The sequence below is a fragment of the Mycobacterium vicinigordonae genome, assembly GCF_013466425.1.
GTDB classification, from domain to species: domain Bacteria; phylum Actinomycetota; class Actinomycetes; order Mycobacteriales; family Mycobacteriaceae; genus Mycobacterium; species Mycobacterium vicinigordonae.
The window spans coordinates 5,605,124-5,630,181 of the sequence record NZ_CP059165.1; the positions used below are offsets into that span (position 1 = coordinate 5,605,124).

General features: G+C 65.3%; 23 protein-coding genes and 1 pseudogene. 13 read left to right on the forward strand and 11 right to left on the reverse strand.

The window, feature by feature from the left end:
* Window positions 1–84 precede the first annotated feature (84 nt).
* From H0P51_RS25070 to purB, 3 genes are read right to left on the reverse strand one after another with little or no spacing between them, the layout of a single operon-like run.
* Window positions 85–1,089, reverse strand: coding sequence for a tellurite resistance/C4-dicarboxylate transporter family protein (locus H0P51_RS25070; RefSeq protein WP_180915500.1), 1,005 nt, complete (start codon window positions 1,087–1,089; stop codon window positions 85–87).
* Window positions 1,089–2,333 carry a cytochrome P450 gene (locus H0P51_RS25075; protein ID WP_180915501.1) on the reverse strand — a complete coding sequence of 415 codons (1,245 nt, stop codon included), beginning with the start codon at window positions 2,331–2,333 and terminating at the stop codon, window positions 1,089–1,091. Before H0P51_RS25075 ends, H0P51_RS25070 begins: the two co-directional genes overlap by 1 nt.
* Complete coding sequence (purB, locus tag H0P51_RS25080; protein ID WP_180915502.1) at window positions 2,330–3,748, reverse strand: adenylosuccinate lyase; 1,419 nt, start codon at window positions 3,746–3,748, stop codon at window positions 2,330–2,332. The genes H0P51_RS25075 and purB overlap by 4 nt, the downstream gene beginning before the upstream one ends.
* Window positions 3,749–3,788: 40 nt before the next feature.
* On the opposite strand from purB, the gene H0P51_RS25085 reads away from it, so the two are divergent.
* The gene (locus H0P51_RS25085; protein WP_180915503.1) at window positions 3,789–4,604 is read left to right on the forward strand and encodes a DUF429 domain-containing protein; all 816 of its coding nucleotides are present in this window, start codon (window positions 3,789–3,791) and stop codon (window positions 4,602–4,604) included.
* Window positions 4,605–4,617: 13 nt separating this feature from the next.
* Here H0P51_RS25085 and H0P51_RS25090 read toward each other — a convergent pair.
* Window positions 4,618–5,223: pseudogene (locus H0P51_RS25090) on the reverse strand (TetR/AcrR family transcriptional regulator); the annotation flags it as partial.
* Between the two features lie 55 nt (window positions 5,224–5,278).
* Between H0P51_RS25090 and H0P51_RS25095 the strand changes: the two are divergent.
* The 3 genes from H0P51_RS25095 to H0P51_RS25105 all read left to right on the forward strand — a co-directional run bounded on the left by H0P51_RS25095 (window position 5,279) and on the right by H0P51_RS25105 (window position 9,638).
* A complete protein-coding gene (locus tag H0P51_RS25095; protein WP_180915504.1) occupies window positions 5,279–6,190 on the forward strand; it encodes an alpha/beta hydrolase-fold protein in 912 nt (303 codons plus the stop codon).
* A 105-nt stretch (window positions 6,191–6,295) separates the two neighbouring features.
* The gene (gene ggt, locus H0P51_RS25100) at window positions 6,296–7,879 is read left to right on the forward strand and encodes a gamma-glutamyltransferase (protein WP_213016714.1); all 1,584 of its coding nucleotides are present in this window, start codon (window positions 6,296–6,298) and stop codon (window positions 7,877–7,879) included.
* Between the two features lie 193 nt (window positions 7,880–8,072).
* Window positions 8,073–9,638: a serine/threonine-protein kinase gene (locus tag H0P51_RS25105; RefSeq protein ID WP_180915505.1), complete on the forward strand. Its 1,566-nt coding sequence runs from the start codon at window positions 8,073–8,075 to the stop codon at window positions 9,636–9,638.
* A 4-nt stretch (window positions 9,639–9,642) separates the two neighbouring features.
* Here the strand turns inward: H0P51_RS25105 and purD are convergent, their stop codons facing one another.
* Window positions 9,643–10,911, reverse strand: coding sequence for a phosphoribosylamine--glycine ligase (gene purD / locus H0P51_RS25110; RefSeq protein ID WP_180915506.1), 1,269 nt, complete (start codon window positions 10,909–10,911; stop codon window positions 9,643–9,645).
* A gap of 135 nt (window positions 10,912–11,046) precedes the next feature.
* On the opposite strand from purD, the gene H0P51_RS25115 reads away from it, so the two are divergent.
* Entirely contained in the window at window positions 11,047–12,198 is a 1,152-nt protein-coding gene (locus H0P51_RS25115; RefSeq protein WP_180915507.1) for a zinc-binding metallopeptidase family protein, read from the forward strand.
* Here H0P51_RS25115 and H0P51_RS25120 read toward each other — a convergent pair.
* From H0P51_RS25120 to H0P51_RS25135, 4 genes are read right to left on the reverse strand one after another with little or no spacing between them, the layout of a single operon-like run.
* Window positions 12,155–12,592, reverse strand: a complete 438-nt coding sequence (locus H0P51_RS25120; protein WP_180915508.1) for a carboxymuconolactone decarboxylase family protein — start codon at window positions 12,590–12,592, stop codon at window positions 12,155–12,157. The two genes, H0P51_RS25115 and H0P51_RS25120, sit on opposite strands and share 44 nt — an antisense overlap.
* The gene (locus H0P51_RS25125) at window positions 12,592–13,449 is read right to left on the reverse strand and encodes an NAD(P)-dependent oxidoreductase (RefSeq protein WP_180915509.1); all 858 of its coding nucleotides are present in this window, start codon (window positions 13,447–13,449) and stop codon (window positions 12,592–12,594) included. The genes H0P51_RS25120 and H0P51_RS25125 overlap by 1 nt, the downstream gene beginning before the upstream one ends.
* 47 nt (window positions 13,450–13,496) lie before the next feature.
* On the reverse strand, window positions 13,497–14,249 hold the full coding sequence (locus H0P51_RS25130; RefSeq protein WP_180915510.1) for an SDR family oxidoreductase: 753 nt from the start codon (window positions 14,247–14,249) through the stop codon (window positions 13,497–13,499).
* A gap of 12 nt (window positions 14,250–14,261) precedes the next feature.
* Window positions 14,262–15,731, reverse strand: coding sequence for an aldehyde dehydrogenase (locus H0P51_RS25135; protein WP_180915511.1), 1,470 nt, complete (start codon window positions 15,729–15,731; stop codon window positions 14,262–14,264).
* Window positions 15,732–15,938: 207 nt separating this feature from the next.
* Here H0P51_RS25135 and H0P51_RS25140 point away from each other — a divergent pair, with 207 nt between their 5' ends.
* The 8 genes from H0P51_RS25140 to H0P51_RS25175 all read left to right on the forward strand — a co-directional run bounded on the left by H0P51_RS25140 (window position 15,939) and on the right by H0P51_RS25175 (window position 22,559).
* Window positions 15,939–16,601: a TetR/AcrR family transcriptional regulator gene (locus tag H0P51_RS25140; protein ID WP_425488924.1), complete on the forward strand. Its 663-nt coding sequence runs from the start codon at window positions 15,939–15,941 to the stop codon at window positions 16,599–16,601.
* Window positions 16,598–17,818, forward strand: coding sequence for a cytochrome P450 (locus H0P51_RS25145; protein ID WP_180915512.1), 1,221 nt, complete (start codon window positions 16,598–16,600; stop codon window positions 17,816–17,818). The genes H0P51_RS25140 and H0P51_RS25145 overlap by 4 nt, the downstream gene beginning before the upstream one ends.
* Entirely contained in the window at window positions 17,819–18,643 is an 825-nt protein-coding gene (locus H0P51_RS25150) for an SDR family oxidoreductase (RefSeq protein WP_180915513.1), read from the forward strand.
* A 57-nt stretch (window positions 18,644–18,700) separates the two neighbouring features.
* Window positions 18,701–20,053, forward strand: coding sequence for a cytochrome P450 (locus H0P51_RS25155; protein ID WP_180915514.1), 1,353 nt, complete (start codon window positions 18,701–18,703; stop codon window positions 20,051–20,053).
* 14 nt (window positions 20,054–20,067) lie between these two features.
* Complete coding sequence (locus H0P51_RS25160; RefSeq protein WP_180915515.1) at window positions 20,068–20,286, forward strand: ferredoxin; 219 nt, start codon at window positions 20,068–20,070, stop codon at window positions 20,284–20,286.
* 7 nt (window positions 20,287–20,293) lie between these two features.
* A complete protein-coding gene (locus tag H0P51_RS25165; RefSeq protein WP_180915516.1) occupies window positions 20,294–20,845 on the forward strand; it encodes a nuclear transport factor 2-like protein in 552 nt (183 codons plus the stop codon).
* Between the two features lie 162 nt (window positions 20,846–21,007).
* Window positions 21,008–22,135 carry an NDMA-dependent alcohol dehydrogenase gene (locus H0P51_RS25170; RefSeq protein ID WP_180915517.1) on the forward strand — a complete coding sequence of 376 codons (1,128 nt, stop codon included), beginning with the start codon at window positions 21,008–21,010 and terminating at the stop codon, window positions 22,133–22,135.
* Between the two features lie 7 nt (window positions 22,136–22,142).
* Window positions 22,143–22,559 carry a ketosteroid isomerase family protein gene (locus tag H0P51_RS25175; RefSeq protein ID WP_180915518.1) on the forward strand — a complete coding sequence of 139 codons (417 nt, stop codon included), beginning with the start codon at window positions 22,143–22,145 and terminating at the stop codon, window positions 22,557–22,559.
* A 4-nt stretch (window positions 22,560–22,563) separates the two neighbouring features.
* On the opposite strand, the gene H0P51_RS25180 is transcribed toward H0P51_RS25175, so the two are convergent.
* Both H0P51_RS25180 and H0P51_RS25185 read right to left on the reverse strand, forming a co-directional pair.
* Complete coding sequence (locus tag H0P51_RS25180) at window positions 22,564–24,000, reverse strand: hypothetical protein (protein WP_180915519.1); 1,437 nt, start codon at window positions 23,998–24,000, stop codon at window positions 22,564–22,566.
* Window positions 24,001–24,103: 103 nt separating this feature from the next.
* Window positions 24,104–25,021: a C1 family peptidase gene (locus H0P51_RS25185; RefSeq protein ID WP_180915520.1), complete on the reverse strand. Its 918-nt coding sequence runs from the start codon at window positions 25,019–25,021 to the stop codon at window positions 24,104–24,106.
* Window positions 25,022–25,058 lie beyond the last annotated feature (37 nt).

A 25,058-nucleotide genomic window follows, 5' to 3' on the forward strand; every position in this document is an offset into this window, starting at 1 on the left:
GGCATGCGGCAAACGCCGCAGAGGCATCGTAAACCCGACACCTACCTATTTGCACCAGTTAATGCGGGTACTTGGTCGCACCAGTTAACGCTTTGACGTTGCAGCGGCTAACGCTCTGATCCGCAGCAGCCCGGCGAGGACCACAACAAGCCACGCCACCAACGCAATCCAGAAGAACACCAGCGAAACGCTCTTCAGCGAGGACCGGCCAAGCTCGGCGGCGGCAGCGCCGTTGGCAGCGGTCGCGGCGGTCGCGACCGAATACATCCCCAACGGAAACACCATCGCCCACCACACCCCGGCGAAGCGCAACAGCGCGGGCCGCCGCTTGATGCGCCGCAAGACCAGATAGGTCAGTGCTGGAATCCATAGGGTGGCGGCCAACCACGTCAGCACCGTGACCGTGGCCACCGTCGACCCTAACCACCCGGCGGCTTGGCTGCAGATTCTGTCGCCGGTCAGAGTCGCAATGGCCAAGCCACCCATCAAGATCCACGAATCAGGCTCGAACCCGTCCTGTCGTTCGGCGATGGCGCGCCACAGGATCAGCGAAGTCATCAAGCCGTAGCTGCACAGGCCCGCTACCCATAGGACAACCGCGACTCCCGAGCACCAGTGCAATGGCGGGTGCCGGGCAAACTCGGCCGCCACTATCGCCGTTCCCGAGGTGCCCACACTAGCCAACTCCCAGGCACCGCGCGCACGGTCGCGCAGCGCCGTCCACGAATTCGCCGCCATATTCCGGGTGGTCAGCAAGGCTAGGGTCAACCAGCACGAGAAGGCGGCTAGGCCGAGCGGAAGCACCACCGCACGCACAGCGTCCAACCCGCTGTCCAGGACCGCGCACGCGGCGACGAAGGTGAAAAGCCGCACCGTGACATCGGGATCTTTCAGATCCCAGCGCTTGGCGGCGCCGGTCACCAGCACCAGGACGACCAGCAGGGTCATCCCGGCAGCAGCAAGCATGATCAACGGTTCACTGAGTGGACGGTAATGCTGCTTTTGCGCGGCGATCGACAGGATTCCCGTCGCCATCACGGCGGCGAACACATCGGGCGACGGCCTGACACCGACCTTCCGGATGCGCATTACGCCTGCACGAGTTCCACGACCAAATGACGCAGGCCGGTGTGGCGATTGCTGCGTGTCCACTCCGGAGGCGCCACCAGACGTATAGAGCCGAATCGGGAAAACATCTCCTCGTAGAGCACCCGTAGTTCCAGCCGGGCTAGGTTGGCTCCCAGGCAGTAGTGCACACCTTGGCCAAAGCCCAAATGCGGATTGGGTTTACGGGTGATGTCGAATCGCCCGGCGGACTCGAACACGGTGTCGTCGCGGTTGGCGGAGCCCTCCCAGATCTGCACCTTCTGGCCCGCGCGGATCGACTGGCCGCCGAGCGTGACATCGCGGGTGGCGGTGCGCCGCTTGGACGGTGACGGCGCGGTCCAGCGGACAATCTCTTCAATGGCAGTTGGTAAGATCTCGAAACCACTACGCAGCAAACGCAATTGGTCGGGATGCTCGGCGAGCGCCAACAGTCCGCCCGCGACCGCGTTGCGAGTGGTCTCGGCACCTGCGCTGAACAGCAGGCTGAAGAAGAGATACAGCTCCAGATCCGACAGCACCGCCGACTCGGCGCCCGCCACGGTGGCATTGGCAACGACCGACAGCATGTCGTCGGTCGGCTCGGCGCGTTTGGCGGCGATCAGCTCCTGCCCGAACGCATACATCCGCGACCCGGCCTCTTCGACCGAGAGCTGCGTCAATGCAGCTTTGCGTGAGCCGCCGAAGTCGAACTGCGGCTCGATTGCCTCGAACAGCCAATGCCGTTCGGACTCCGGCACTCCTAGCAGAATGCAGATCATCTGCATCGGCAGTTCGGCGGCGACCTCGACCAAAAAATCGACCGGCTCTCCCGGCACCACCGCGTCCAGCAGTCGGCGCGACCTGGCCCGCAGGTCGTCCTCGACGCGTCGGATCATGCGCGGCGTCAGCCCGGAACTGACCAGCCGGCGAATCTGCGAATGTCGCGGATCGTCCATCATGTTCAGCACTTGGCCGGCAATGGCCAGGTCCTGCAACAGCGTGCCGCCGAACGGCCGGTCACCACCCGTCACCGACGAATAGGTGACCGGATCACGCAACACCTCAAGCGTTTCCGGGTAGGTGGCCACCGACCAGAAGCCCTCGCCGTCGGGGGTGTTCTCGGTCGGCTCGTGCCAGTACACCGGGGCCTCGCGGCGATGGACAGCGAATAATTCGTGCGGAAAGCCGCTGGCGAAATTGTCCAAATCGGTGAAGTCGATGCCGGCGAGCGCGGCAATCGCAGTCACAGGATCGCCCCGGGGGTGTACTTGGCCGCCTCCGGATAGCGCTGCACCAGTTGCTCCACCGCCCCGGCAACCTCGTCAATCTGATCGCCGGCCGCGCCGGTAAAGGCCTTCCTATCGGCCAACGCGGCGTCCAGGGCCGCCCGGTCCAGCGGAAGCCGCGGATCGGCAGCCAGCCGCTCCAGAAGATCCGGCTCGGCACCATGCTCACGCATGGCAAGCGCGGTGGCCACCGCGTGTTCGCGGATCACATGGTGTGCGGACTCGCGGCCCATGCCCGCACGTACCGCGGCGATCAACACCTTGGTGGTAGCCAAGAAAGGCAGGTAGCGGTCCAACTCACGCTGGATCACCGCCGGGTAGGCGCCGAACTCATCGAGCACCGTAAGGAACGTCTCGATCTGTCCGTCGATGGCAAAAAAGCTGTCCGGCAACGCAACCCGGCGCACCACCGAGCAGAATACGTCGCCCTCGTTCCACTGCGCGCCGGCCAGTTCGGCAGCCATCGAGGCATACCCGCGCAGCACCACCTGCAGGCCGTTGACCCGCTCGCAGCTGCGCGTGTTCATCTTGTGCGGCATCGCCGAGGAACCGACTTGGCCCTCGGCGAAGCCCTCGGTGACCAGCTCATGCCCGGCCATCAGCCGGATGGTATGCGCCAGCGACGATGGTCCCGAACCCAACTGCACCAGTGCGGACACCACGTCGTGGTCCAGCGAGCGCGGGTACACCTGGCCAACGCTGCGTAAAACCGTTGCAAAGCCCAGGAATTCAGCGATGCTGTGCTCCAGCTCAGACAGCTTGGCTACCTCGCCGCCGAACAAGTCGAGCATGTCCTGGGCGGTGCCCATCGGGCCCTTGACGCCACGCAGCGGGTAGCGGTCGATCAACTCGCGCAGCCTGGTCAACCCGATCAGCATCTCTTGCGCGGCCGAGGCGAACCGTTTGCCCAACGTGGTGGCCTGGGCGGCGACGTTGTGACTGCGTCCCGCCATCACCAGGTCGCGGTATGACACCGCCCTTTCCGCGAGCCGGGCCACCACCGCTACCCCGTGTGCAAACACCAATTCCAGTGATTGCCGGATCTGCAACTGTTCGACGTTCTCGGTCAGGTCACGGCTGGTCATCCCCTTGTGCACCTGCTCATGGCCGGCGAGGGCGTTGAATTCCTCGATGCGGGCCTTGACGTCGTGGCGCAGCACCCGCTCGCGGGCGGCGATCGAAGCCAGGTCCACCTGATCGAGCACACGCTCGTAGTCCTCGATTGCCGCGGCGGGAAGATCGACCCCGAGGCTGGCCTGGGCCCGCAGCACCGCCAGCCACAGGCGCCGCTCCGCGACGACCTTGGCCTCGGGCGACCAGATCGCCAACATCTCGGCACTGGCGTAGCGGGCGGCCAGAACGTTCGGAATGCTCACCCGGACAGCTTAAGGTCGGGACCGGCAATAGCCTGTGCGGATGTACTTCGCCGGCGTCGACCTGGCCTGGGCGGGCCGCAACCCGAGCGGTGTCGCAGTGCTCGACGAGGTCGGTGGCCTCGTGACTGTCGGTGCGGTCGGCGACGACGCCGAGGTGCTGGCGGCCCTGCGGCCCTACACGCAGGGTGCCTGCCTGGTCGGTTTCGACGCACCGTTGGTGGTGAAGAATCCGACCGGTCAGCGTCCGGCCGAGGCCGCGCTCAGCCGCGACTTCCGCAGATTCGAGGCGGGCGCACATCCGGCCAACACCGGCAAACCCGAGTTCGCCGATGGCCCACGCGCTGGGCGGCTGGCCCGCGCGCTGGACTTGAACACCGATCCACACTCGGGTGTGTCCCGCCGCGCGATCGAGGTCTATCCGCATGCGGCAACCGTGGCACTGTTTCGACTCCCCCGGACGCTGAAGTACAAAGCCAAACCCGGCCGCGACGTAAATGGGCTCAAGTCGGAGTTACTGCGGTTGATGGACGGCGTCGAGATGCTCGCGCGCGCATCGGTACCGATGCGGGTCACCGGTCACCACGGTTGGACCGAACTGCGGCGCACCGTCACAGCTGCGCGCCGCAAGAGTGAGCTGCGGCGTGCCGAGGACCCGATAGATGCCGTCGTCTGCGCTTACGTGGCGCTCTACACCCAGTGCCGCCCTTCGGACATCACCGTTTACGGAGACCCGGCGACTGGCTGCATTGTCACGCCGTCTCTACCGGCAGACCTGGCTCCGGCGGTGCGAGATCACGCGGCGCGAGATCGGGCGGCACAAGATCGGACGGCGCCAGCTCCGGCGGCGCCAAGCTGATTCGCGCCGTCGGCTGATCCACCGGTGCGAGCACATCGATAAGGTCGATCACCGTGGCCAGCGCCGCGGCCCGTGGGTCACGCCCCTCGACCAGCGCGGAGACCACCGAGCCGTCGACCGCGGAGATCAGAGTGCACACCAGTTCAAACTGAACTGCCCTTCCCGACCTCTCGATGGCCTCGGCCACCGCCTCCGCGCGTTGGCGCAGGCTGCGCCGCATGCTCTCCCGCAACGCCGGCAGGCGAGTGCAAGCGATCTGCCGCTCATACCGAGAAATCAGCTGCTCGGCGAGTCCCGGCCCGGACACGTCCCCCACCAGTAGGTCAACCAGCACCTCAGCGGTGGTCTCGGGGCCCCGGCGCCGTCGCGACAGGGCGCTGACCCGCGCCCGTAGCTGGGCCACCTCGATCATCCCGATATGTTCGACCGCGCGGGCTATCAAATCGTCCAGTGACGAGAAGTAGTAGGTGGTCGACGCCAAGGGCAACCCAGCGCGCCTGGCTACCGCCCGATGACGCACCGCTTCGAATCCGCCCTCGCCGAGCAGCTCGGCGGCCGCACTCACCAGTGCGTACCGCCTACGTTCCCCTTTTGGGGTCACTGCTGCTGTCACGCCCACCCATGCTGCCAGTCAAAGTGGTACTGCATTGCCATTTTAGCGAAACGGACATGGCATGATGGCCCGCATGTCTGCCGTCAGCCGCCGTACCGTGCTGCGTCTCGGGGCCGGCGCGGCATGCGGCGCGGTCGGCGCATATGCGCTCAACATGGTTGTTCAGCCGGACAAATCCGTTGCCGCGCCGGTTACGGGGAGTGGGACAAACGTTCCATTGGCCCCGACACGACCGCTGGATCCGGCGCCGTCCGGCCAGGTGGCCCCGACAATGGTGACTGGTTCCTTCGTCTCGGCGGCTCGCGGCGGCATCTCCACCAATTGGGCGATTGCGCGTCCACCTGGCCAGACCAAACCCCTGCGGCCGATCATTGCGCTGCATGGCAAGGGCAACGATGCGGCGGCGGTGATGGCCGGCGGTGTCGAGCAGGGTCTGGCCCAGGCGGTCAATGCGGGGCTGCCGCCGTTTGCTGTGGTTGCCGTGGACGGCGGTGGTAGCTACTGGCACAAGCGGGCCTCCGGCGAGGACTCCGGGGCGATGGTCCTGGACGAGCTGCTACCGATGTTGGGCGGCCAGGGCCTGGACACCTCACGGGTGGGATTCCTGGGCTGGTCGATGGGCGGCTACGGCGCACTGCTGCTAGGCGGTCGGCTGGGGCCGGGGCGAACCGCGGCGATCTGCGCGGTCAGCCCCGCATTGTGGACCTCCGCCGGAGCAGCCGCGCCCGGTGCCTTCGACGGGGCCGAGGACTACGCGGCCAATTCGGTGTGGGGGATGCCGGCGTTGGGGTCGATCCCGATCCGGATCGACTGCGGCGACAGCGACCCATTCTATTCCGCGACCAAGCAATTCATCGCCCAGCTGCCCAACCCGCCGGCGGGCGGGTTCTCGCCGGGCGGGCACAACGGCGGTTTCTGGAGTTCGCAGCTGCCGGGTGAGCTCGCCTGGATGGCCCCACTCCTGACGGCGTGAGCCGGCTCTCTCCGCGAAGATAACGGGCGGCGAAGAACCTTGCCGAGGTTCGCGGCGTGGTTATGATCCGGAGGGCGCACGCCGGCTGGCGTTAGGCTCACGAGAGTGAGTGCACCGTTTGGCTGGACCTTTCCCTACGCGCGGCCGCGCATGCCGGTGCTGGCCGCCAACGCAGTCTGTACCTCGCAGCCGTTGGCCGCCCAGGCCGGGCTACGAATGCTCGCCGAGGGCGGCAACGCGGTGGATGCGGCCATCGCCACCGCCATTACGCTCACAATCGTCGAACCGGTGTCCAACGGCATCGGATCGGATGCGTTCGCGATCGTCTGGGACGGCGAACAACTCCACGGCCTGAATGCCTCGGGCCGCTCCCCCGCGGCGTGGACGCTGGAATACTTTGCCGGCCAGCGAGTCCCGGCTCTGGGCTGGAATTCGGTGACCGTCCCGGGCGCCGTGTCGGCCTGGGCGGAGTTGCATAGCAAGTTCGGCCGTCTTCCGTTCGACCGACTTTTCGTGCCGGCTATCTCCTACGGCCGCAACGGCTTTCTCGTCTCTCCGACTGTGGCGTCGCAGTGGCGAGCCCAAGTTCCGCTGTTCGCCGACCAACCCGGATTTGCCCAAGCGTTTCTGCCACACGGACGGGCACCGAAACCGGGTGAGCTGTTTCAGTTTCCCGACCACGCCGCCACGCTGGAGAAGATCGCTTCGACGGGCGGTGAGGCCTTTTACCGCGGCGAGTTGGCCGAAAACCTCGAAGCACACTGCCGCGCCAACGGCGGCGCCATGCGGGCCGACGACCTAGCATCCCACCGCGCCGACTGGGTCGGGACCATCAGCGGAGACTATCGCGGGTACACATTGCACGAGATACCCCCCAACGGCCAGGGCATCGTCGCCCTGATCGCGCTGGGCATCCTCGAAAACTTCGACTTGTCATCGCTTCGAGTGGATTCCGCCGACAGCGTGCATCTGCAGATCGAGGCGATAAAGCTGGCATTCGCCGATGCCCAGGCTTACGTCGCCGACATCGAACACATGACGGTGCCGGTCGAGCATCTACTAAACCGGGAGTACTTGTCGCAGCGCGCCGCGTTGATCGACCCGAAGCGGGCGCAAGCCGCCAGCGCAGGAACACCGAGGGGCGGCACGGTGTACCTGACGGCCGCCGACGCCTCCGGGCTGATGGTGTCGATGATCCAGTCGAACTATATGGGCTTCGGCTCCGGCGTGGTGGTACCCGGCACCGGCATTGCGTTGCAGAACCGTGGGGCGGACTTCGTTGTGGCACAGGGTCATCCGAACCAGGTTGGTCCGGGTAAACGTCCGTACCACACCATCATCCCCGGTTTCGTGACCAAGGGCGGCGCACCGGTGATGAGTTTCGGGGTGATGGGCGGGCCGATGCAGCCCCAGGGGCACGTGCAGGTCCTGGTCCGCATCGCGGACTACGCCCAGAACCCACAGGCAGCCTGCGACGGCCCCCGGTTCCGTTGGGTGCAGGGCTCGCAAGTCAGCTGCGAGAACGGGTTTCCGCCGTCGACCCTCGAGGAGTTGCGCCGGCGCGGGCACGAACTGCTCACCACCGATGACTACAATTCGTTCGGCAGCTGCCAAGCGATCTGGCGACTCGACGACGGGTACCTCGCGGTCAGCGATCCGCGCCGCGACGGTCAAGCCGCCGCATTCTGAACCTCGCAGACGAGCCGATTCGACCCTGCTCTCGTTTTGCCAGTAAGCCGGGGAAGCCAGCGGCTCAGGCCAAATTCAAAGGTGAACAAATGGTGAACTGGAGGTGGCTCAGTAGTAAATCTGAGGTGACGGCAATACACTATCCGCAGGCCAGGGACCAGCCCGGTCAGGTATCAGCGCAGGAGACGGTTTCATGGTTGGGATAGCTGACATGCTCCCCGGTGGCAGGTTGACTGCCGGTGAGGTGTTTGCCGACTACGTGATCGTCCGGTTCTTGGGATCCGGCGGGATGGGTGAGGTCTACCTCGCCGAACACCCCCGGTTGCCCCGGCGCGAAGCGCTCAAGATATTGCGCAACATCCCAGATAACGACGTGTCAGCCGACGACGAGTACCGCCGGCGGTTCATCAGAGAGGCCGACCTGACGGCCGGGCTGTGGCATCCGAACATAGTGCGCGTCAACGATCGAGGCGAGTTCAACGGACAGCTCTGGCTCGCAATGGACTTCGTGGACGGATCGGACGCGGCGACGTTGGTGCGGGAGCACTATCCGGTCGGCATGCCGGCAGATCAAGTGGCCCCGATCCTGTCGGCAATCGCCCGCGCCCTCGACTACGCGCATGAACACCACGGCCTGATGCACCGCGACGTCAGCCCCGCCAACATCCTGCTGACCAAACCTCAAGACGAAGAACAGCGAATCCTGCTGAGCGACTTCGGAATAGCCCGCAACGTCTGCGACACCAGCGGCTTGACCGCGACCAACATGACCATCGGCACGTTTCCCTACGCCGCACCCGAACAGCTCACGGATGAGCCGCTCGACGGACGCGCCGACCAGTACGCATTGGCGGCCAGCGTTTACCACCTTCTGACCGGATCGCCGCTGTTTCCGCACACCAACCCGGCGGTGGTGATAGGCCGCCACTTGACCGCGCCGCCCCCGAGACTTGCCGAGACCCACCCCATGCTCCGGGTTTTCGATCCGGTACTTGCCGTGGCTCTGGCGAAGGACCCGGCCGATCGATTCGCCCGCTGCACCGATTTCGCTGAGGCGTTCATCCGGGCCGCCAAATCCGGCCGACACCCGGCAACGTCGGTTTCCACCATGCCGCGACCTCTGGCGATCAAGCCTGCGAAGAGCACAGCCTCGTCTTCGGATGCGGATGTCGATCTGCCGCAACGGCGCCGCAGCCGGTGGGGGGTCCTCGCGGCAGCATCGGCGGCGATCGGATTGGCCGCGCTGGGAGCCAGCGGCAGCCACCCGGATGCCAGCAGAGCCGCCGCTGGGCAGAATGCGTCGTCGGTGGCACCCACGGTTGCGGCGCCGCCGCCGCATGAAGTGGCAGACGCGGCACCGGCCGCCCCGCAAGCGGCGCCAGCCCTACCCTCGGCACTTCCCGCCCCTGCTGCCGTTCCGGCCGCGCCGGCTCCCAAAGGACCCGCCCCCACCCCGAGGGCACCGGCACCGCCCCCACCTGCGCCCGCTTCGAGGCCGCCGGCGGCGGTTCCGCAACCGCCGGCCAGCCCCGACCAGACCTACCTCAATCTGGTCTCCGGAATTCCCGGGGTCACCGTCACCGACCCCTCAGTGGCGGTGGCCACCGGCCGCAACCTGTGCACAGTCCTGCAGAATGGCGGCAGTCCGAGCGAAGTCGCAAACGCGACGGTCAACAACAACGAAGGAATCACGCCCGCCCAAGCGGCCGCGGGGGTCAACGCGGCGATCACCGTCTACTGCCCGCAGTATCAGCGGTAGAACCTCACACGCTGATCTTGCCCTCGGCCGCCCGCTGGCCGATATCGGTCCGAAAGTGACTGCCCGGCAATCGGACTGATTCCATGATGTGGTAGGCGTTTGCGCGGGCCGCGGACAAGTCGGTGCCGGTGCCAACCACCGACAGCACCCGACCTCCGGAAGAGACAACTGCGCCGTCGTCACGCCGCGTGGTTCCCGCGTGCAGGATGCCCTCGGCCTCGGATCCGGTGACCACATCGCCGACCCTGGGCCGGCCGGGATAGTTCTCGGCGGCCAACACCACCGTCACGGCGGCCCCCTCGTGCCACCGCAATTCGCCGAACTCAGCCAGTTTGCCGTTGCCCGCGGCGTACAGCAGCTGTCCCAGCGGCGACTCCAGCAGCGCCAGCACCGCCTGAGTCTCCGGATCCCCGAAACGGCAGTTGAATTCGACCACGGCCGGCCCGGCGGGCGTGATTGCCAACCCCGCGTAGAGCAGCCCGCTGAACGGGCTGCCACGTCGAACCATCTCGGCCGCAACGGGTTCCACGATCTGCTCGACGATCTCCCGGTAGACGGTGTCGGGTAGCCAGGGCAGCGGCGCGTAGGCACCCATGCCGCCGGTGTTGGGGCCGGTGTCGCCGTCGCCCACCCGCTTGAAGTCCTGAGCCGGCAACAGCGGTACCACGGTTGCACCGTCGACCACGCAGAACAGCGATACCTCGGGACCGTCGAGGAAGGCCTCCAGCAAGGCCGGGTGCCCTGCCTCGAGCAGACCCGCGGCATGCGCGCGGGCGACCTCGCGGTCGGCCGTCACCACCACACCCTTACCTGCGGCCAAGGAGTCGTCCTTGACCACCCAGGCGGGATCGCCAGCCGGCGGCCCGAACCGGCCCAGAGCCGCATCCAAATGCGCCGGGTTGTCCACGATTTCGCTGGACGCGGTGCGCACCCCGGCCGCAGCCATCACGTCCTTGGCGAATGCCTTGGAACCCTCGATTAGCGCGGCCCCCTTGCTGGGGCCGAAACAGGTGATGCCGGCGGCTCGCACCGCGTCGGCCACCCCGAGCACCAACGGCACCTCGGGACCGATCACCACCAGGTCGGCCTCGACCTTGCGGGCCAGAGCGATAACCGCCTCGCCGGAAGTGATGTCGACGTCGTGCTGTTCGGCCAGCCGGGCCGTGCCGGCGTTGCCGGGAGCAACGCTGAGCCCCGTCACCTGTGGGTCCCTGCTGAGGGCCAACAGCAGGGCATGTTCACGGGCACCGGAACCGATCACCAGGACGCGCACGAGAGGTCAGACTAGCCCCTGGACCCCCCCGAGTCTTTTCGAGCGGGCCCTCGACACCCCCGAAGCCGCCGCCCGCTGGCCTGGACCGCTTGAGGGCCAGCCACGCTGGGTAGATAGTCCGCGGAAGGAGCCCCGATGACGCCGCATGAGAATCTTTGCGCCGACGAGCTGTTGCAGGAACTGCTGTGGACCTACGGGCCGTGCGGACAGGAAGACGCAGTGCGCGCCGTCTGCGCTCGCACACTTCAGTCCGTCGTCGACGACATGTGGGTCGACGACGCCGGCAACTTGATCGGGTTCGTCGGCGCCAGCCCGGACTCTGCCGGTGCCGGCCGCCACCGAGTCAGGCATCCGGCGTCCGCCGGCGACGGGACACGCGTGATGGCGCACCTGGATGAATTATCCATGCTGGTCAAGCGGGTCGAACCGGACGGCACACTGCACGTGACTCAGCTGGGCGTGATGTACCCGGGCAACTTCGGACTGGGTCCGGTGGCCGTGCTCGGGGACAACGAGACATTCACCGCGGTGCTCACCCTGGGCTCCGAGCACACCACCAAGGAGAGTCCGCGGATCTGGGAGACCAAGCCCGACCAGGGCGATCGGGCACTGGATTGGCAGCATGTCTACGTCTTCACCGGTCGCACCCCCGACCAACTCGACGCCGCCGGCGTGCACGCGGGGACCCGGCTGTGCGTAGACCGCAGCAAGCGGACGCTGGTCGATGTCGGGGATGACTATGTCGGTTCGTACTTCCTGGACGACCGCGCCGCGGTTCGCGCGTTGCTGCGCGCCGCCCAACTGCTGCGCGATCGGGGCCAACGCCCCACCGAGGACGTATACCTGGTGTTCACCACCAACGAGGAGATCGGCGGGGTGGGCGGCAGCTACGCCGCCGCAACGCTGCCCGGCACCCTCACCCTGGCGCTGGAAGTTGGCCCCACCGAACGCGAATACGCGACCACGGTCACCGGCGGTCCGATTGTTGGCTACAGCGACGCGCTGTGTGTCTACGACAAAGACATCGCCGACCGGCTGATGCGGACGGCGAACGCCCGGGGTCTGTCCCCCCAAGCGGCGGTGCTGGGCGCCTTCGAATCCGATGCCTCGCACGCGAAAGCCAATGGCTTGACACCGCGCGCCGGGCTGCTGTGCCTGCCCACTCTGAGCACCCACGGTTTCGAGGTGATAGCCCGCACGGCGATCGAGGACATGGCCGCGATCGTCGCCGATTTTCTGACGCTCAGTCCAGCTTCTTCCCCGAGTGCATCTTCAACGCAGCGTTGACGTTGCCCTTCTTGTCCTCGGCGGCGCCTCGGGCGACTGCCTTCTTGCGCCTGGCCACCACCGTGTCGACGGCACCGTTGAGCGCCGAGCCCAGCGGGAACCCGAGGTAGTGGGTGAGGAAGACGGCCATCTCCTTGAGTTCGGTCTCGTCGAGCTCGCCGTTGAGCAATGCGGCGTTGATCTGGATCTCGGCCAGATCGCGACTGCCGAGTGCCGTCACAGCGGTCAGCGTCATGATTCGCTTGTCCCGCATCGAGAGCCCGGGCCGGGTCCAGATGGAGCCGAACAAGTGGTCGACGGTGAGGTCGAAGTAAGGGTCGCCCTCGACGTCGGGCATCTCCCAGCCGTAGACCTCGTTCATTTTCTCCAGGCCATTGCGGCGCAACTCGTCCATCAGGCTTCCTTCTGTGTATGCGGGACACCGAGCGCGAGTCCGAGCCGATCAAGCGCCAGCTTAGCCAGCGGCAAATCCACCGAAAGCGAGTCCGCCAATGCCAACGCCAAACTCAGGTCCTTTTCCCCGAGGTCCCGGGTGTGGGTGAAACCGTCGTACAGGAAATGGCCCTGCTCAAGGTCTTTCGCATCATCTCGGTACATGATCGACCCAGCGCCGCCGGTCAGTTTGTCGGTATGGCGCACGACGCTGCCCAAATCCTGCAGATTCAACCCGGCCGCGTCGGCCAGCTTCCACGCCTCGCCCACCGCTACCCACGTGGTGAAGGTGATCATGTTGCGGGCCAGCTTCATCCGGGTACCAGCACCGGGTGGTCCGGCGTGCACCACCAGCTCCGCCCAATGCTCGAACGGTTCCTTCACCCGGGCGAAGACCTCGTCGCTGGCCCCCACCATGGTTGCCAGTTGACCAAAGCGCGCCGCCCGCCCGCCGCCGCTCACCGGCGCATCGACGACGTAAATGTCCTGCGGTTCCAGCTCGCGGGCCAGCTCCTCGGCGGTCGTCTCGCTAATGGTGGAGTGAATCGCGATGATGGTGCCCGGTTTTGCATGTGCTGCTAGCTCGCTCACTACGCTGCGCACTTGTTCGTCGTTGAGCACGGTGACGCTGATGATGTCTGCATCTGCGACATCGGCGATACTGTCGGCCAGAATGGCACCCCGCTCGGCCAGCGGGGTCATGGCTTCGGTCCGGATGTCGTAAACCGTTAGCCCACCGGGCCATTCGAGCATCTTCTTGGCCATCGGCGTGCCCATGTTTCCCAACCCAATGTACCCGAGCTTTGCTGCTTGAGTCATGACGCGCCACTCCTCCTCGTCGGTTCGCTCTGCATCGTCGCCGGTCGCTATGACCGGATGATTTGTCCGCCATCGACATTGAAGATCTGGCCGGTGATCCAGCGCGCCTGATCACTCAGCAGGAATAGGCACATACCCACCAGGTCATCTGAAGTTCCCATCCGGGACAACGGAAGCCCCTTCACGATGTCCTGAACTATCTCCTGTGGAGTGGTGGTGCGGTTGGCCTCGGTGTCGATGGGCCCTGGCGCGATGGCGTTGATGCGGATGTTCTGGCCGCCCAGTTCCCGCGAAAGTTGTTGCGTGAGGCCGTTGATGCCGACCTTCGCCAGGCCGTAGAAGTTCGAGTAGAGCCACGCAGCGGTGGACGACTGATTCACGATCGCCCCGCCGCCGCGCTTGGCCATCTTCTTGTAAACCGCGCGGGTGCACCACAATGCCCCGTCCAGGTTCACACTCATAAACCTCTTGTAGTACTCCGGGTCGACGGTGACCAGGAAGTCCAGTTTCATGCCGCCGAAGATCGCGGCGTTGTTCACGAGGTAGTCGATACCGCCGAACTCGGCCAGGGTGCGATCGGCCATCGCCTTGGCCGACGCGGGGTCCGACACGTCCACCGGGACGCTGATGGCGGTGCCGCCGTCGGCGACGATCCCCTTGGCCACCCGCTCGGCCGCCTCGGCGTTGATGTCGGCCACCACCACCGCCGCGCCCTCACGGGCTAGCGCCTCCACGTAGGCCTGGCCGATACCGCCACCGGACCCGGTGACAATCGCTACCTTGTTTTCGAACTGTCCCACGCGATGCTCCCTCTAATTCGCTGCTGTGGCAACGAGTTTGGTCTCCAAGTATTCCTCGAAACCGGCCACGCCCATCTCGCGGCCGTTGCCCGACTGCTTGTATCCGCCGAACGGCGCGTCGGCCGAGTACCAGACGCCGCCGTTGACGTTGATGGTGCCCGCCCGGATGCGCGCGGCGACACCCGCGGCGCGGTCCGGGTCGGCGCCGTACACGGTGCCGGACAGGCCGTACGGGGAGTCGTTGGCGATGCGCACCGCGTCGTCATCACCGTCGTGGGCGATCACGGTGAGCACCGGCCCGAAGATTTCTTCTCGCGATACCTTGGCCTCGTTGCCTAACCCGGCGATCAGCGTCGGTTCGATGAAGAAGCCGACGTCCCTGCCTTCCGGGCGGCCTCCGCCACAGGCGAAGGTGCCGCCTTCGGCGACTGCGGAGTCCAGGTAACCCTGCACCCGGTCGCGTTGCCGCGCCGAAATCAAGGGTCCACAAATGGTTTTCGGGTTGGTGGGGTCACCCGCCCGGATCCCGCCCATGGTGGCCGCCGCGATGGCGACGGCCTCGTCGTAGCGGGACCGTGGGACTACGAGTCGGGTGGTGATCGCACACCCCTGCCCAGCGTGCATGCACACCGAGAAACCCGCGACACCGGCGGCGGCACCCAGATCAGCGTCGTCGAGCACCACGAACGCCGACTTGCCGCCGAGTTCCAGGAAGACCCTCTTGATCGTGGCGGCACCGTCGCTCATCACGCTGCGCCCGGTGGCGGTGGACCCGGTGAACGAAACCATGTCCACCCGAGGGTCTTTGGCCAACAGTGCGCCCACACCATGGTCGCTGGACGTGACGATGTTGACTACGCCGGGCGGAAAGTCGGTGTGCTCGGCGATCAGTTCGCCGAGCACCGCGGCGCACCACGGGGTATCCGGCGCCGGCTTGAGGACGACGGTGTTGCCCGCGGCCAAGGCAGGCCCGAGCTTGGCGAGGTTGATCTGATGCGGGAAGTTCCACGGGGTAATGGCGCCGACGACACCGACCGCCTCTCGGGCGATAGTGCGCTTGGTAGGGATGCCCATCGGTGCCGCTTGGCCCAGATCCTGCCGCCACGGGTAGGACTCGGCGGTATCCGCGGCGAAAGCGAGGTCGTTGACCGGCCCTTCCAGCTGAGCCATCGAAGTGAGCATGCGAGGCGCGCCGACCTCGGAGATCGTCAGCTCACGCAGTTCTTCGATGTGCTGTTGCATCGCCTCGCGCAACTGCCGTACACAGCGCACCCGCAGCTCGGTGTTGCGCGACCAGTCGGTGTCATCGAAGGCACTCCGGGCGGCTGCTATGGCACGGTCCATGTCGGTCGCGTCAGCGTCGGCGGCTACGCCCAGCACCTCTTCGGTGGCGGGGTTGAGGGTCGCAAAGGTTCCGGCCCCGCCGTCGGACAACTTTCCGTCGATGTACAAAGCACTCTTGCCGCCGGCCAACAGGGCCATCTACCACTCCCACCAGGTGAACGAGTCGACTTCGGGTTGAAATGGACAACTGTCCGATATTCTCGTCTCGAACCATAGCCCTCACGGCCGGAGCGGGGCAAGGCCCGATCTGGCGGGACGCTCGATCTTGCGTAGCTAAAGCAGCTTGACGTGCTTATTTAATCCAAGAGCTTGCTTCGTGCTGCGCTCATCCTCTAGTTTGGACATGTGTCCAGCGATGCCCTGGCTACGACGTCGGAGACAGCAGCGACGTCGGCCCAGACCCAGCCCCCCGCAGACCGGATGCCGCGCAACCGGCGGCAGGAGGAAACTTTCCGCAAGGTGCTGGCGGCCGCCATGGAGACGATGCGGGAAAACTCCTTCGCCGACCTGACCGTTCGTATGGTGGCAGCGCGAGCGAAAGTGGCGCCTGCCACCGCATATACGTACTTCTCCTCGAAGAACCATCTGATCGCCGAGGTGTATCTCGACCTGGTCCGGCAGGTCCCGTACTTCACCGATGTCAACGACCCCATGCGTACCCGGGTGGAGCAGGCACTGCGTCATCTGGCGCTGGTGGTCGCCGACGAGCCCGAAGTCGGTGCCGCGTGCACGGCCGCGTTGCTCGGCGGTGGCACCGACCCCGCGGTGCGCGCAGTCCGGGACCGGATCGGGGCCGAGATCCATCGGCGCATCGCGTCGGCGATCGGGCCGGGCGCCGAGGCGGGCACCGTATCCGCCTTGCAGATGGCGTTTTTCGGTGCTTTGGTGCAGGCCGGCAGCGGTGAAATCACCTATCACGAGATCGCCGACCGATTGGCCGGCGTGGTGAATCTCATCCTGACCGGAGCCGGCTTCGGGAACAGGGCGGAAAAGGACGGTGACGCATGACCATCCACGTGGGTGGCGCGGAGTTGGTATTGGATCCTTACGATTACGACTTCCACGAAGACCCGTACCCGTACTACCGGCGGCTGCGCGACGAAGCGCCGCTTTATCACAACGCCGAACTCGGCTTCTGGGCCGTGTCCCGGCACAGCGACGTCCATCAGGGATTCCGCAACAGCACCACGCTGTCCAACCGCGACGGCGTCTCGCTGGACCCGGTGTCCCGCGGTCCGCACGCGTCCAAGACGATGTCGTTCCTGGCGATGGACGACCCGGCGCACCTGCGGCTACGCACGCTAGTGTCAAAAGGCTTCACGCCGCGTAGGATTCGCGAATTGGAGCCGCGGGTCACCGAGCTCGCGGTGCAGCACCTCGACGTGATGCTGGACACGGCCGGTTCGGGGACCTCCGTCGACTACGTCGCCGAATTCGCCGGCAAGCTGCCGATGGACGTGATCTCGGAGCTGATGGGTGTGCCGGTGGAGGACCGCGACAACATCCGAGCCATGGCCGACGGCGTGATGCACCGCGAGGACGGTGTCACCGACGTGCCGGCGTCCGCGATCGAGGCGTCGATCAACCTGATCGTCTACTACCAGGGCATGATCGCTGAGCGGCGCAAGAAGCTCAGCGATGACCTGACTTCGGCGTTGCTGGAAGCCGAGATAGACGGCGACCGGCTCACCGACGAAGAAGTCCTGGGATTCATGTTCCTGATGGTGATCGCCGGCAACGAGACCACCACCAAACTCCTTGCCAATGCCGCGTTCTGGGGTCACAAGAACCCAGATCAGCTGGCGCCGGTGTATTCCGACCTGTCCCGAGTGCCGCTGTGGGTCGAGGAGACCTTGCGTTATGACACCTCCAGCCAGATCCTGGCCCGCGTCGTCTCCGGGCCGCTGGAACTGTATGGCATCACCATCCCCGAAGGCGACGTCATGCTGCTGCTGCCCGGATCGGCGCACCGTGACGAGCGTGTCTTCGACAATCCCGACGACTATGTGATCGGTCGCGAGATCGGTTCCAAGTTATTGAGTTTCGGTAGCGGCGCGCACTTCTGCCTGGGTGCGCACCTGGCCCGGATGGAAGCCCGCGTGGCGCTCACCGAACTGTTCAAGCGAATCCGTGGCTATCAGGTCGACGAGGCCAATGCCGTCCGCGTCCACTCCAGCAATGTCCGCGGGTTCGCCCACTTACCCATGACCGTGGAGGTTTCCTAGATGCCCCGCTTCGATCCGCACCCCGCGCGCCGGCCCGCAATCGTCGCGGGCGCGTCCTCGGGTATCGGTGCTGCCACCGCGATCGAGCTTGCGGCGCATGGGTTTCCGGTGGCCCTAGGGGCACGGCGCGTTCAGAAGTGCCAGGAGATCGTCGACCAGATCCGCGCCGACGGCGGCGAGGCCGTCGCGCTGCCACTCGACGTCACCGACCCCGAATCGGTGAAGAACTTCGTCCACCAATCGACCGAACAGCTCGGCGACATTGAGGTGCTGGTTACTGGGGCCGGCGATACGTACTTCGGCAAGCTGCATGAGATCGACACCGAGACATTCGAATCGCAGCTGCAGATCCACCTGATCGGAGCGTACCGGCTGGCCACCGCGGTCCTTGGGGGCATGATCCAACGCCAGCGCGGCGACCTGATCTTTGTCGGGTCGGATGTGGCGCTGCGCCAACGCCCGCACATGGGCGCCTACGGTGCGGCCAAGGCCGCGCTGGTGGCGATGGTCACCAACCTGCAGATGGAACTCGAGGGCACCGGCGTGCGGGCCTCGATTGTGCATCCCGGTCCGACCAAGACGGGGATGGGCTGGAGCCTGCCGGCCGAGCTGATCGGCCCGGCGCTGGAGGACTGGGCCAAATGGGGGCAGGCCCGCCACGACTATTTTCTGCGCGCGGCCGACCTCGCCCGGGCGATCACATTCGTCGCGGAGACACCACGCGGTGGCTTCGTGGTCAACATGGAACTTCAGCCCGAAGCTCCATTGGCTGCGACGAAAGAACGCCAGCAGCTCAAAGTCGATGAGGAAGCCCTGAATTCATGACAAGCCGCGAAACGACGCTGCGGCGCCGAAGCACGAGCGCCAAGGAGAAGTGAGCAAATGACCACTGCGATGGTGCCGCGAGTCTCCGGCGGCGAAGAAGAACACGGCCATCTCGAGGAATTCCGCACCGACCCGATCGGTCTCATGCAACGGGTGCGTGACGAGTGTGGAGATGTCGGCTGGTTCCAGCTGGCTGACAAGCACGTCATCCTGCTGTCCGGCGCCGGAGCCAACGAGTTCTTCTTCCGTTCCGCCGACGAGGATCTCGACCAGGCTGAGGCATACCCCTTCATGACACCGATCTTTGGCAAAGGTGTCGTGTTCGACGCCAGCCCAGAGCGGCGCAAGGAGATGCTGCACAACTCGGCGCTGCGCGGCGAACACATGAAGGGCCATGCCACCACCATCGAAGGCGAAGTCAAACTCATGGTGGCCGATTGGGGCGACGAGGGCGAGATCGACCTGCTGGACTTCTTCGCCGAGCTGACCATCTACACCTCGACCGCGTGCCTGATCGGGCTGAAGTTCCGCAATCAGCTGGACGGTCGGTTCGCCCACTTCTACCACCAGCTCGAGCGCGGCACCGACCCGCTGTGCTACGTCGACCCGTACCTGCCGATCGAGAGCTTCAAGATCCGCGACGAAGCCCGCGTCGGCCTGGTAGCCCTGGTTCAAGAGATCATGAACCAGCGAATCGCCAACCCGCCCAAAGATAAAACCGATCGCGACATGCTCGACGTGTTGGTGTCGATCAAGGACGAGGAGGGCAACCTGCGCTTCTCCGCCGACGAGGTCACCGGGATGTTCATCTCACTGATGTTTGCCGGACACCACACCAGTTCGGGCACCTCGGCCTGGACCCTGATCGAGCTGATGCGCCACCCGGATGCCTACGACGCGGTGGTCAACGAACTCGACGAGCTCTACGCCGACGGCCAAGAAGTGAGTTTCCACGCTCTGCGCCAAATTCCCAAGCTGGAAAACGTGCTCAAGGAGACTCTCCGGTTGCACCCGCCGCTGATCATCCTGATGCGGGTGGCTCAAGGCGAATTCGAGGTCCAGGGCTATCCGATCCACAAAGGCGACTTCGTCGCGGCGTCCCCGGCGATCTCCAATCGAATACCGGAGGACTTCCCCAACCCGGATTCCTTCGACCCGGACCGCTACGAGAAGCCGCGGCAGGAAGATCTGGTCAACCGATGGACGTGGATCCCGTTCGGTGCCGGGCGGCACCGTTGCGTCGGCGCCGCGTTCGCCCAGATGCAGATCAAGGCGATCTTCTCGGTTCTGTTGCGCGAGTATGAGTTCGAGATGGCTCAGCCCGCCGACAGCTATCACAACGACCACTCCAAGATGGTGGTGCAGCTGGCCCGGCCGGCCAAAGTCCGTTACCGCAAGCGCAGTTCGTAGCAGGTTTACGGCTCATGGGATCAAGAACATTTCGGATCGAAGCAGACCTGGACCTCTGCCAGGGCCACGCCATGTGCGAACTCGAGGCACCCGACTATTTCCGCGTGCCCAAGCGGGGCAAGGTCGAGATCATCGATTCCGAACCGTCCGAGGACGCCCGCGACGAGATCGAGCGGGCAGTCGAATCGTGCCCGACGCAAGCACTATTCATCAAAGAGAACGAGGGAGACTGAATCCAAAATGGCACCGTCGTCACATCCGAGGGAACTGCTCGAAGACTGGGTCGAACGCTGGCTGGAGGCCAACCGGCTGGCCGAGCGCGAAGGCAACTGGAAGCCATTGGCCGACTTCTACGCCGAGAACGCCACCTATGGCTGGAACATCGGGCCCAAAGAGGACGTGATGTGCGTCGGCATCGACGAGATCCGCGACATCGCGCTTGGCCTGGAGATGGAAGGCCTGGAGAACTGGCAGTACCCGTACCAGAAGGTCCTCATCGACGACAAGCAAGGCGAGATCGTCGGCTTCTGGAAGCAGGTCGCCACCGACGCCGACGGCACCACCTCAGAGATTTATGGCATCGGCGGCAGCTGGTTCCGGCTCAACGCCGACGCGAAGATCGAATGGCAGCGCGACTTCTTTGACTTCGGCCACGTGCAGGCGCTCTACCTGGACCTGATGAAGGCCGGGAAGCTGTCGGCGGGCATGCAAAAGCGGATCGAGCGCAGCCTGGCCGGCGAGAAGCTGCCGGGTTACTACCCGCTGGGTAAGGCGCCGGTCCCGATCTGGTGAGGGTGTCGCCGTGGGGCTCCTCGGCACCCAACCAAGCACTTGTTTTGTTGGGCAAGCTATGCTGGCCGCAAAGGGGTGCCCTGTGGCACTCGTCACCACCGTGCCGGGCATGATTGGGCCAGGCACTACTCAATTCAAAGGCGAAATGGGGTCAGGTCCACCGTGAAGACAAAAGGCGCATTGATCTGGGAATTCAACCAGCCGTGGTCCATCGAGGAGATCGAGATCGGTGACCCGGCCAAGGACGAAGTCAAGATCCAGATGGAAGCGGCCGGGATGTGCCACTCCGACCACCACCTGGTGACCGGCGGCATCCCGATGGCGGGCTTCCCCGTGCTCGGTGGGCACGAGGGCGCCGGAATCGTCACCGAAGTCGGGCCAGGCGTCGAGGACATCGCCCCCGGAGATCACGTCGTGCTCTCCTTCATCCCGTCCTGTGGGCAGTGCCCGACCTGCCAGGCCGGCATGCGCAACCTGTGCGACCTGGGTGCCGGCCTGCTCGGTGGCACCGCGGTGTCCGACGGCACCTTCCGTATCCAGGCCCGCGGCCAGAACGTCTTCCCCATGACACTGCTGGGCACGTTCTCGCCCTATATGGTCGTGCACCGCAGCTCGGTGGTGAAGATCGATCCGTCGGTTCCGTTCGAAGTCGCCGCCCTGGTGGGCTGCGGCGTCACCACCGGCTACGGCTCAGCGGTGCGCACCGCCGACATCCGGCCGGGCCAAGACGTCGCGATCGTCGGCGTCGGCGGCGTCGGCATGGCCGCACTGCAGGGCGCGGTCGCCGCGGGGGCGCGCTACATCTTCGCGATCGACCCGGTGGAGTGGAAGCGCGACCAGGCCCTCAAGTTCGGCGCCACCCACGTCTACCCCGACATCAACGCCGCGCTGATGGGCATCATGGAGGTCACCTACGGCCTGATGGCCCATAAGGTCGTCGTCACCGTCGGCGAGCTGCAGGGTGCTGACATCGACAACTACCTCAACATCACCCAAAAGGGCGGCACCTGCGTGCTGACCGCGATCGGCAGCCTGCTGGACACCAACGTCAACCTGAACCTGGCGATGCTGACCCTGATGCAGAAGAACCTGCAGGGCACAATCTTCGGCGGCGGCAACCCGCAGTACGACATCCCGCAGCTACTGTCGATGTATAAAGCCGGGAAGCTAAACCTCGACGATATGGTTACCACCCAGTACCGCCTGGAGCAGATCAATGAGGGCTACCAGGATATGTTGAACGGCAAGAACATTCGCGGCGTCATCCGCTACACGGACGCAGACCGGTAGGTCGACCATGACGCAAACCGCGCAATCCCCGGCACTGACCGCCTCGCAGTCGTCGTGGCGGTGCGTCCAGGCGCACGACCGCGAAGGCTGGCTGGCCCTCATGGCCGACGACGTCGTGGTCGAAGACCCGATCGGCAAGTCGGTCACCAACCCCGACGGCACCGGCGTCAAGGGCAAAGACGGCGTTGCCGCGTTCTACGACACCAACATCGCCGCCAACCAGTTGACGATCACGTGCGAAGAGACCTTCCCGTCCAGCTCTCCCAACGAGATCGCCCATATCCTGGTGCTGGACAGCAAGTTCGAGGGCGGCGTCACCAGTTCGGTGCGCGGGGTGTTCACCTATCGCGTCAACGACGAGGGACTGATTGAGAGCATGCGCGGCTACTGGAACCTGGACATGATGAAGTTCGGCCAGGAATAGGCCGCTAGCCGATACGGCCCAGCCCGGTGATGTTGCCCTGCATGATCTTGTTTCCCATCAACACCATTGACGACGTCTGAATCGGGTCGCTAAGGATGGTGGCCGACTTCGGTTGCTGATGCAGCAGTTTGCCGGTATTCGGATCGATGACGGCATAGGCGAAAATGTCCGCCGGTGTGGTCTGGTCGAGCCCGATCCGGGTGATCGTGTAAATAAGCCCGTCGCCGGTGGACAGATGTGGCAGCGCGGCACTGCGAACCTTGCTCTCCCACACCGTATGACAACCCGGGTTGTCGATGTCGACTCTGGTCATGCCGCCGACAAACGGTGCCGTCGCTGGCACGGCCGGACCGGCATTCGCCGGCACCTGCGGATACGGGTAGCCGTAGGTACTGGCGATGAACATCGAATTGCCCACGCCGATCGGTGAGTTCTCGCTGCCCGGGCCGCCCTGGGTCAACACCGGTTGCTGACAGATCAGGGCTCCGGTGCCGGCCTGGTAGACCAATGCGTGCACCTGCGAGTCGGCATTGTCGACGATAGTCAGATAGTCGGCCCCGTTAGGGCCGAAATAGGTTGGGGTAGAGCCGGTTCCCCAGCTTAGCTGGCCGGGCTTGCGCGCCGAGCCGCGATCGTAGGGTTGCCTCCACACCTGCTGCGGGTTACCGCCACCCCCGAGGCCTATCTCATAGAGCGCGAACGTGGTGGCCACAGCGACGTGGTTTTGCGGCGAGGCCGAAATGCTGTTGGCCACTTGCTCTCCGGCCGGCAATTGCATACTGGCCACTCCCCCACCGACTTTCGCCACACCCACTACGCCGTTGGCAGTGGCGAACCAGACATTGCCCTGATAGTCGGGCACCACCCCGACGGAGCTGTCGCCGGCGGGTATCGCGCTCGATAGATCGGTGGATTCGGTGACCTGCAAATGCCACCCACCCCGATCGTCCCGGTTGTGCGCGATACGCAGCAGGTGGTTGGTACCGTCGATCAGCACCATCTGGTTGTTGTTGTCCAGGTATGCGTAAACACCACCCAGCAGACCACCTTTGGTGATATCCATGCTGGCCAGCGGGATGACCGCGGGCAGGATGCCGCCGGGGTTGATCAGATGCAGCACCGGCGCCTGCGCGGTAATGGTGGTGCACAGCGCCAACACCAGGCCGTCGGTGCCCTGAGTGATCGTCGGACAGGCCGCCAGCAATGGGAAGGCGAAGATCGGCACCAGACGGGCACCCGGGCCGGGCAACGGGCCTGCGTCCGCAGATCCGGCGTCGTTGTGCATGGATGCAATGCCGTTGGGCGCCATGAACGGATTCGGCGGGCCCAGTGGGCCCAGTGCGTCGGCCGCCAGAGCCGGTGTGATGACGGGTAACAGCGACATCGCGCAGGCGGTAACCACCGCTACCGGAATCGCCAGTAGCGCTTTGGGAAACCGCACTGAGGTCCCCTCCCGTGAGTTGTGTCACATGGGAGTTTGGCGTTCGTTGAGAACGACACCGCAACGGTGAGTTAACGATTCGGCTTCACCGCGTTTAGCGGCCTCAGACCGTGTCGGGGACGTATACCCCAATGCCCTGCGACATCTTCTCCAGCGTGTCGTAGGCAATACTCACGAATCCACGCTCACCCCAACGCTTTCCGAAACTGTTTTGCACGCGAACGGCCGACAGATGGTCGTCATAGCCCGTGATGAGCATGACGTGACCGACTTTCTTGCCGGCGTTGTCGTGCATCCACTGCCCGTTGCCGACATAGGGCGACGGATTTGCCCGGTAGTGCGGAAAGTCCGAGTAGAGCCACACACCGAAAGCAATCGGCATGCCGTTGGCGATGACGGTACGCAGGTTGTCCAGACCGGATGGTCCGGTGATTCTGGTTGTTTTGTGCTCAGGGATACAGAACATCGGGTCGGGAGCGATGGTCTGCGAACCGTAATCGGCCCAGTTGGCCGCGCACGACGAGTTGGCTTTCTGCCGGCCGCGGTTCGGCGCGGCCTGTAGCGACGGAGTTCCGCCGTTGTCGCGAAGCCAATTCAGGCACTTCACGATTTGCCCTCCCTCGCAAGTGTTCTCGGCGCGCTGGTTGGCCTGCTGGTAGCGGATGTAGGCGTAGTCGGGTCCGGCCCGACGGGCAGGGGTGGTGGGCGCAGTCTTGCTCTTGCGCGCAGCGTAGAAAGTGGCCAGCCCGTACACGGTGGCCCACACGAAACAATTCGGCATGGTCTGCCGGCCGACCGGGGGCAGCCACTCGGTTCGCACCGACGCCTTGGCCGGCAGCTGACCTCGCCGCTCGGGCCGTTCTGGGGTGCCGGGCTCCGGGACGTCGGGGTCGTAGCCGTACGCGGTGAGTTCGACGGGCTCGTCGTCCTGCGTGGCGGTGCCGCACCCCGGCAGTGCCGCGGCCGCTGCGGTGGCGGCCGCGAGCGCCAGCATCGAACGCCTGCCGAACCGTGGCTCCATCCGACTGACTTTATTTCGGCCACACCTATGCTGGGGC

Excerpts from the sequence above, each read along its gene's own strand:
- H0P51_RS25115 (WP_180915507.1), top strand. The coding sequence starts at position 11,047 with ATGACGCCGCATGAGAATCTTTGCGCCGACGAGCTGTTGCAGGAACTG.
- H0P51_RS25085 (WP_180915503.1), top strand. The coding sequence starts at position 3,789 with ATGTACTTCGCCGGCGTCGACCTGGCCTGGGCGGGCCGCAACCCGAGC.
- H0P51_RS25150 (WP_180915513.1), top strand. The coding sequence starts at position 17,819 with ATGCCCCGCTTCGATCCGCACCCCGCGCGCCGGCCCGCAATCGTCGCG.
- H0P51_RS25105 (WP_180915505.1), top strand. The coding sequence starts at position 8,073 with ATGGTTGGGATAGCTGACATGCTCCCCGGTGGCAGGTTGACTGCCGGT.
- H0P51_RS25160 (WP_180915515.1), top strand. The coding sequence starts at position 20,068 with ATGGGATCAAGAACATTTCGGATCGAAGCAGACCTGGACCTCTGCCAG.
- H0P51_RS25120 (WP_180915508.1), bottom strand. The coding sequence starts at position 12,592 with ATGGACGAGTTGCGCCGCAATGGCCTGGAGAAAATGAACGAGGTCTAC.
- H0P51_RS25185 (WP_180915520.1), bottom strand. The coding sequence starts at position 25,021 with ATGGAGCCACGGTTCGGCAGGCGTTCGATGCTGGCGCTCGCGGCCGCC.
- H0P51_RS25135 (WP_180915511.1), bottom strand. The coding sequence starts at position 15,731 with ATGGCCCTGTTGGCCGGCGGCAAGAGTGCTTTGTACATCGACGGAAAG.
- H0P51_RS25095 (WP_180915504.1), top strand. The coding sequence starts at position 5,279 with ATGATGGCCCGCATGTCTGCCGTCAGCCGCCGTACCGTGCTGCGTCTC.
- H0P51_RS25165 (WP_180915516.1), top strand. The coding sequence starts at position 20,294 with ATGGCACCGTCGTCACATCCGAGGGAACTGCTCGAAGACTGGGTCGAA.
- H0P51_RS25145 (WP_180915512.1), top strand. The coding sequence starts at position 16,598 with ATGACCATCCACGTGGGTGGCGCGGAGTTGGTATTGGATCCTTACGAT.
- H0P51_RS25125 (WP_180915509.1), bottom strand. The coding sequence starts at position 13,449 with ATGACTCAAGCAGCAAAGCTCGGGTACATTGGGTTGGGAAACATGGGC.
- H0P51_RS25155 (WP_180915514.1), top strand. The coding sequence starts at position 18,701 with ATGACCACTGCGATGGTGCCGCGAGTCTCCGGCGGCGAAGAAGAACAC.
- H0P51_RS25175 (WP_180915518.1), top strand. The coding sequence starts at position 22,143 with ATGACGCAAACCGCGCAATCCCCGGCACTGACCGCCTCGCAGTCGTCG.
- H0P51_RS25070 (WP_180915500.1), bottom strand. The coding sequence starts at position 1,089 with ATGCGCATCCGGAAGGTCGGTGTCAGGCCGTCGCCCGATGTGTTCGCC.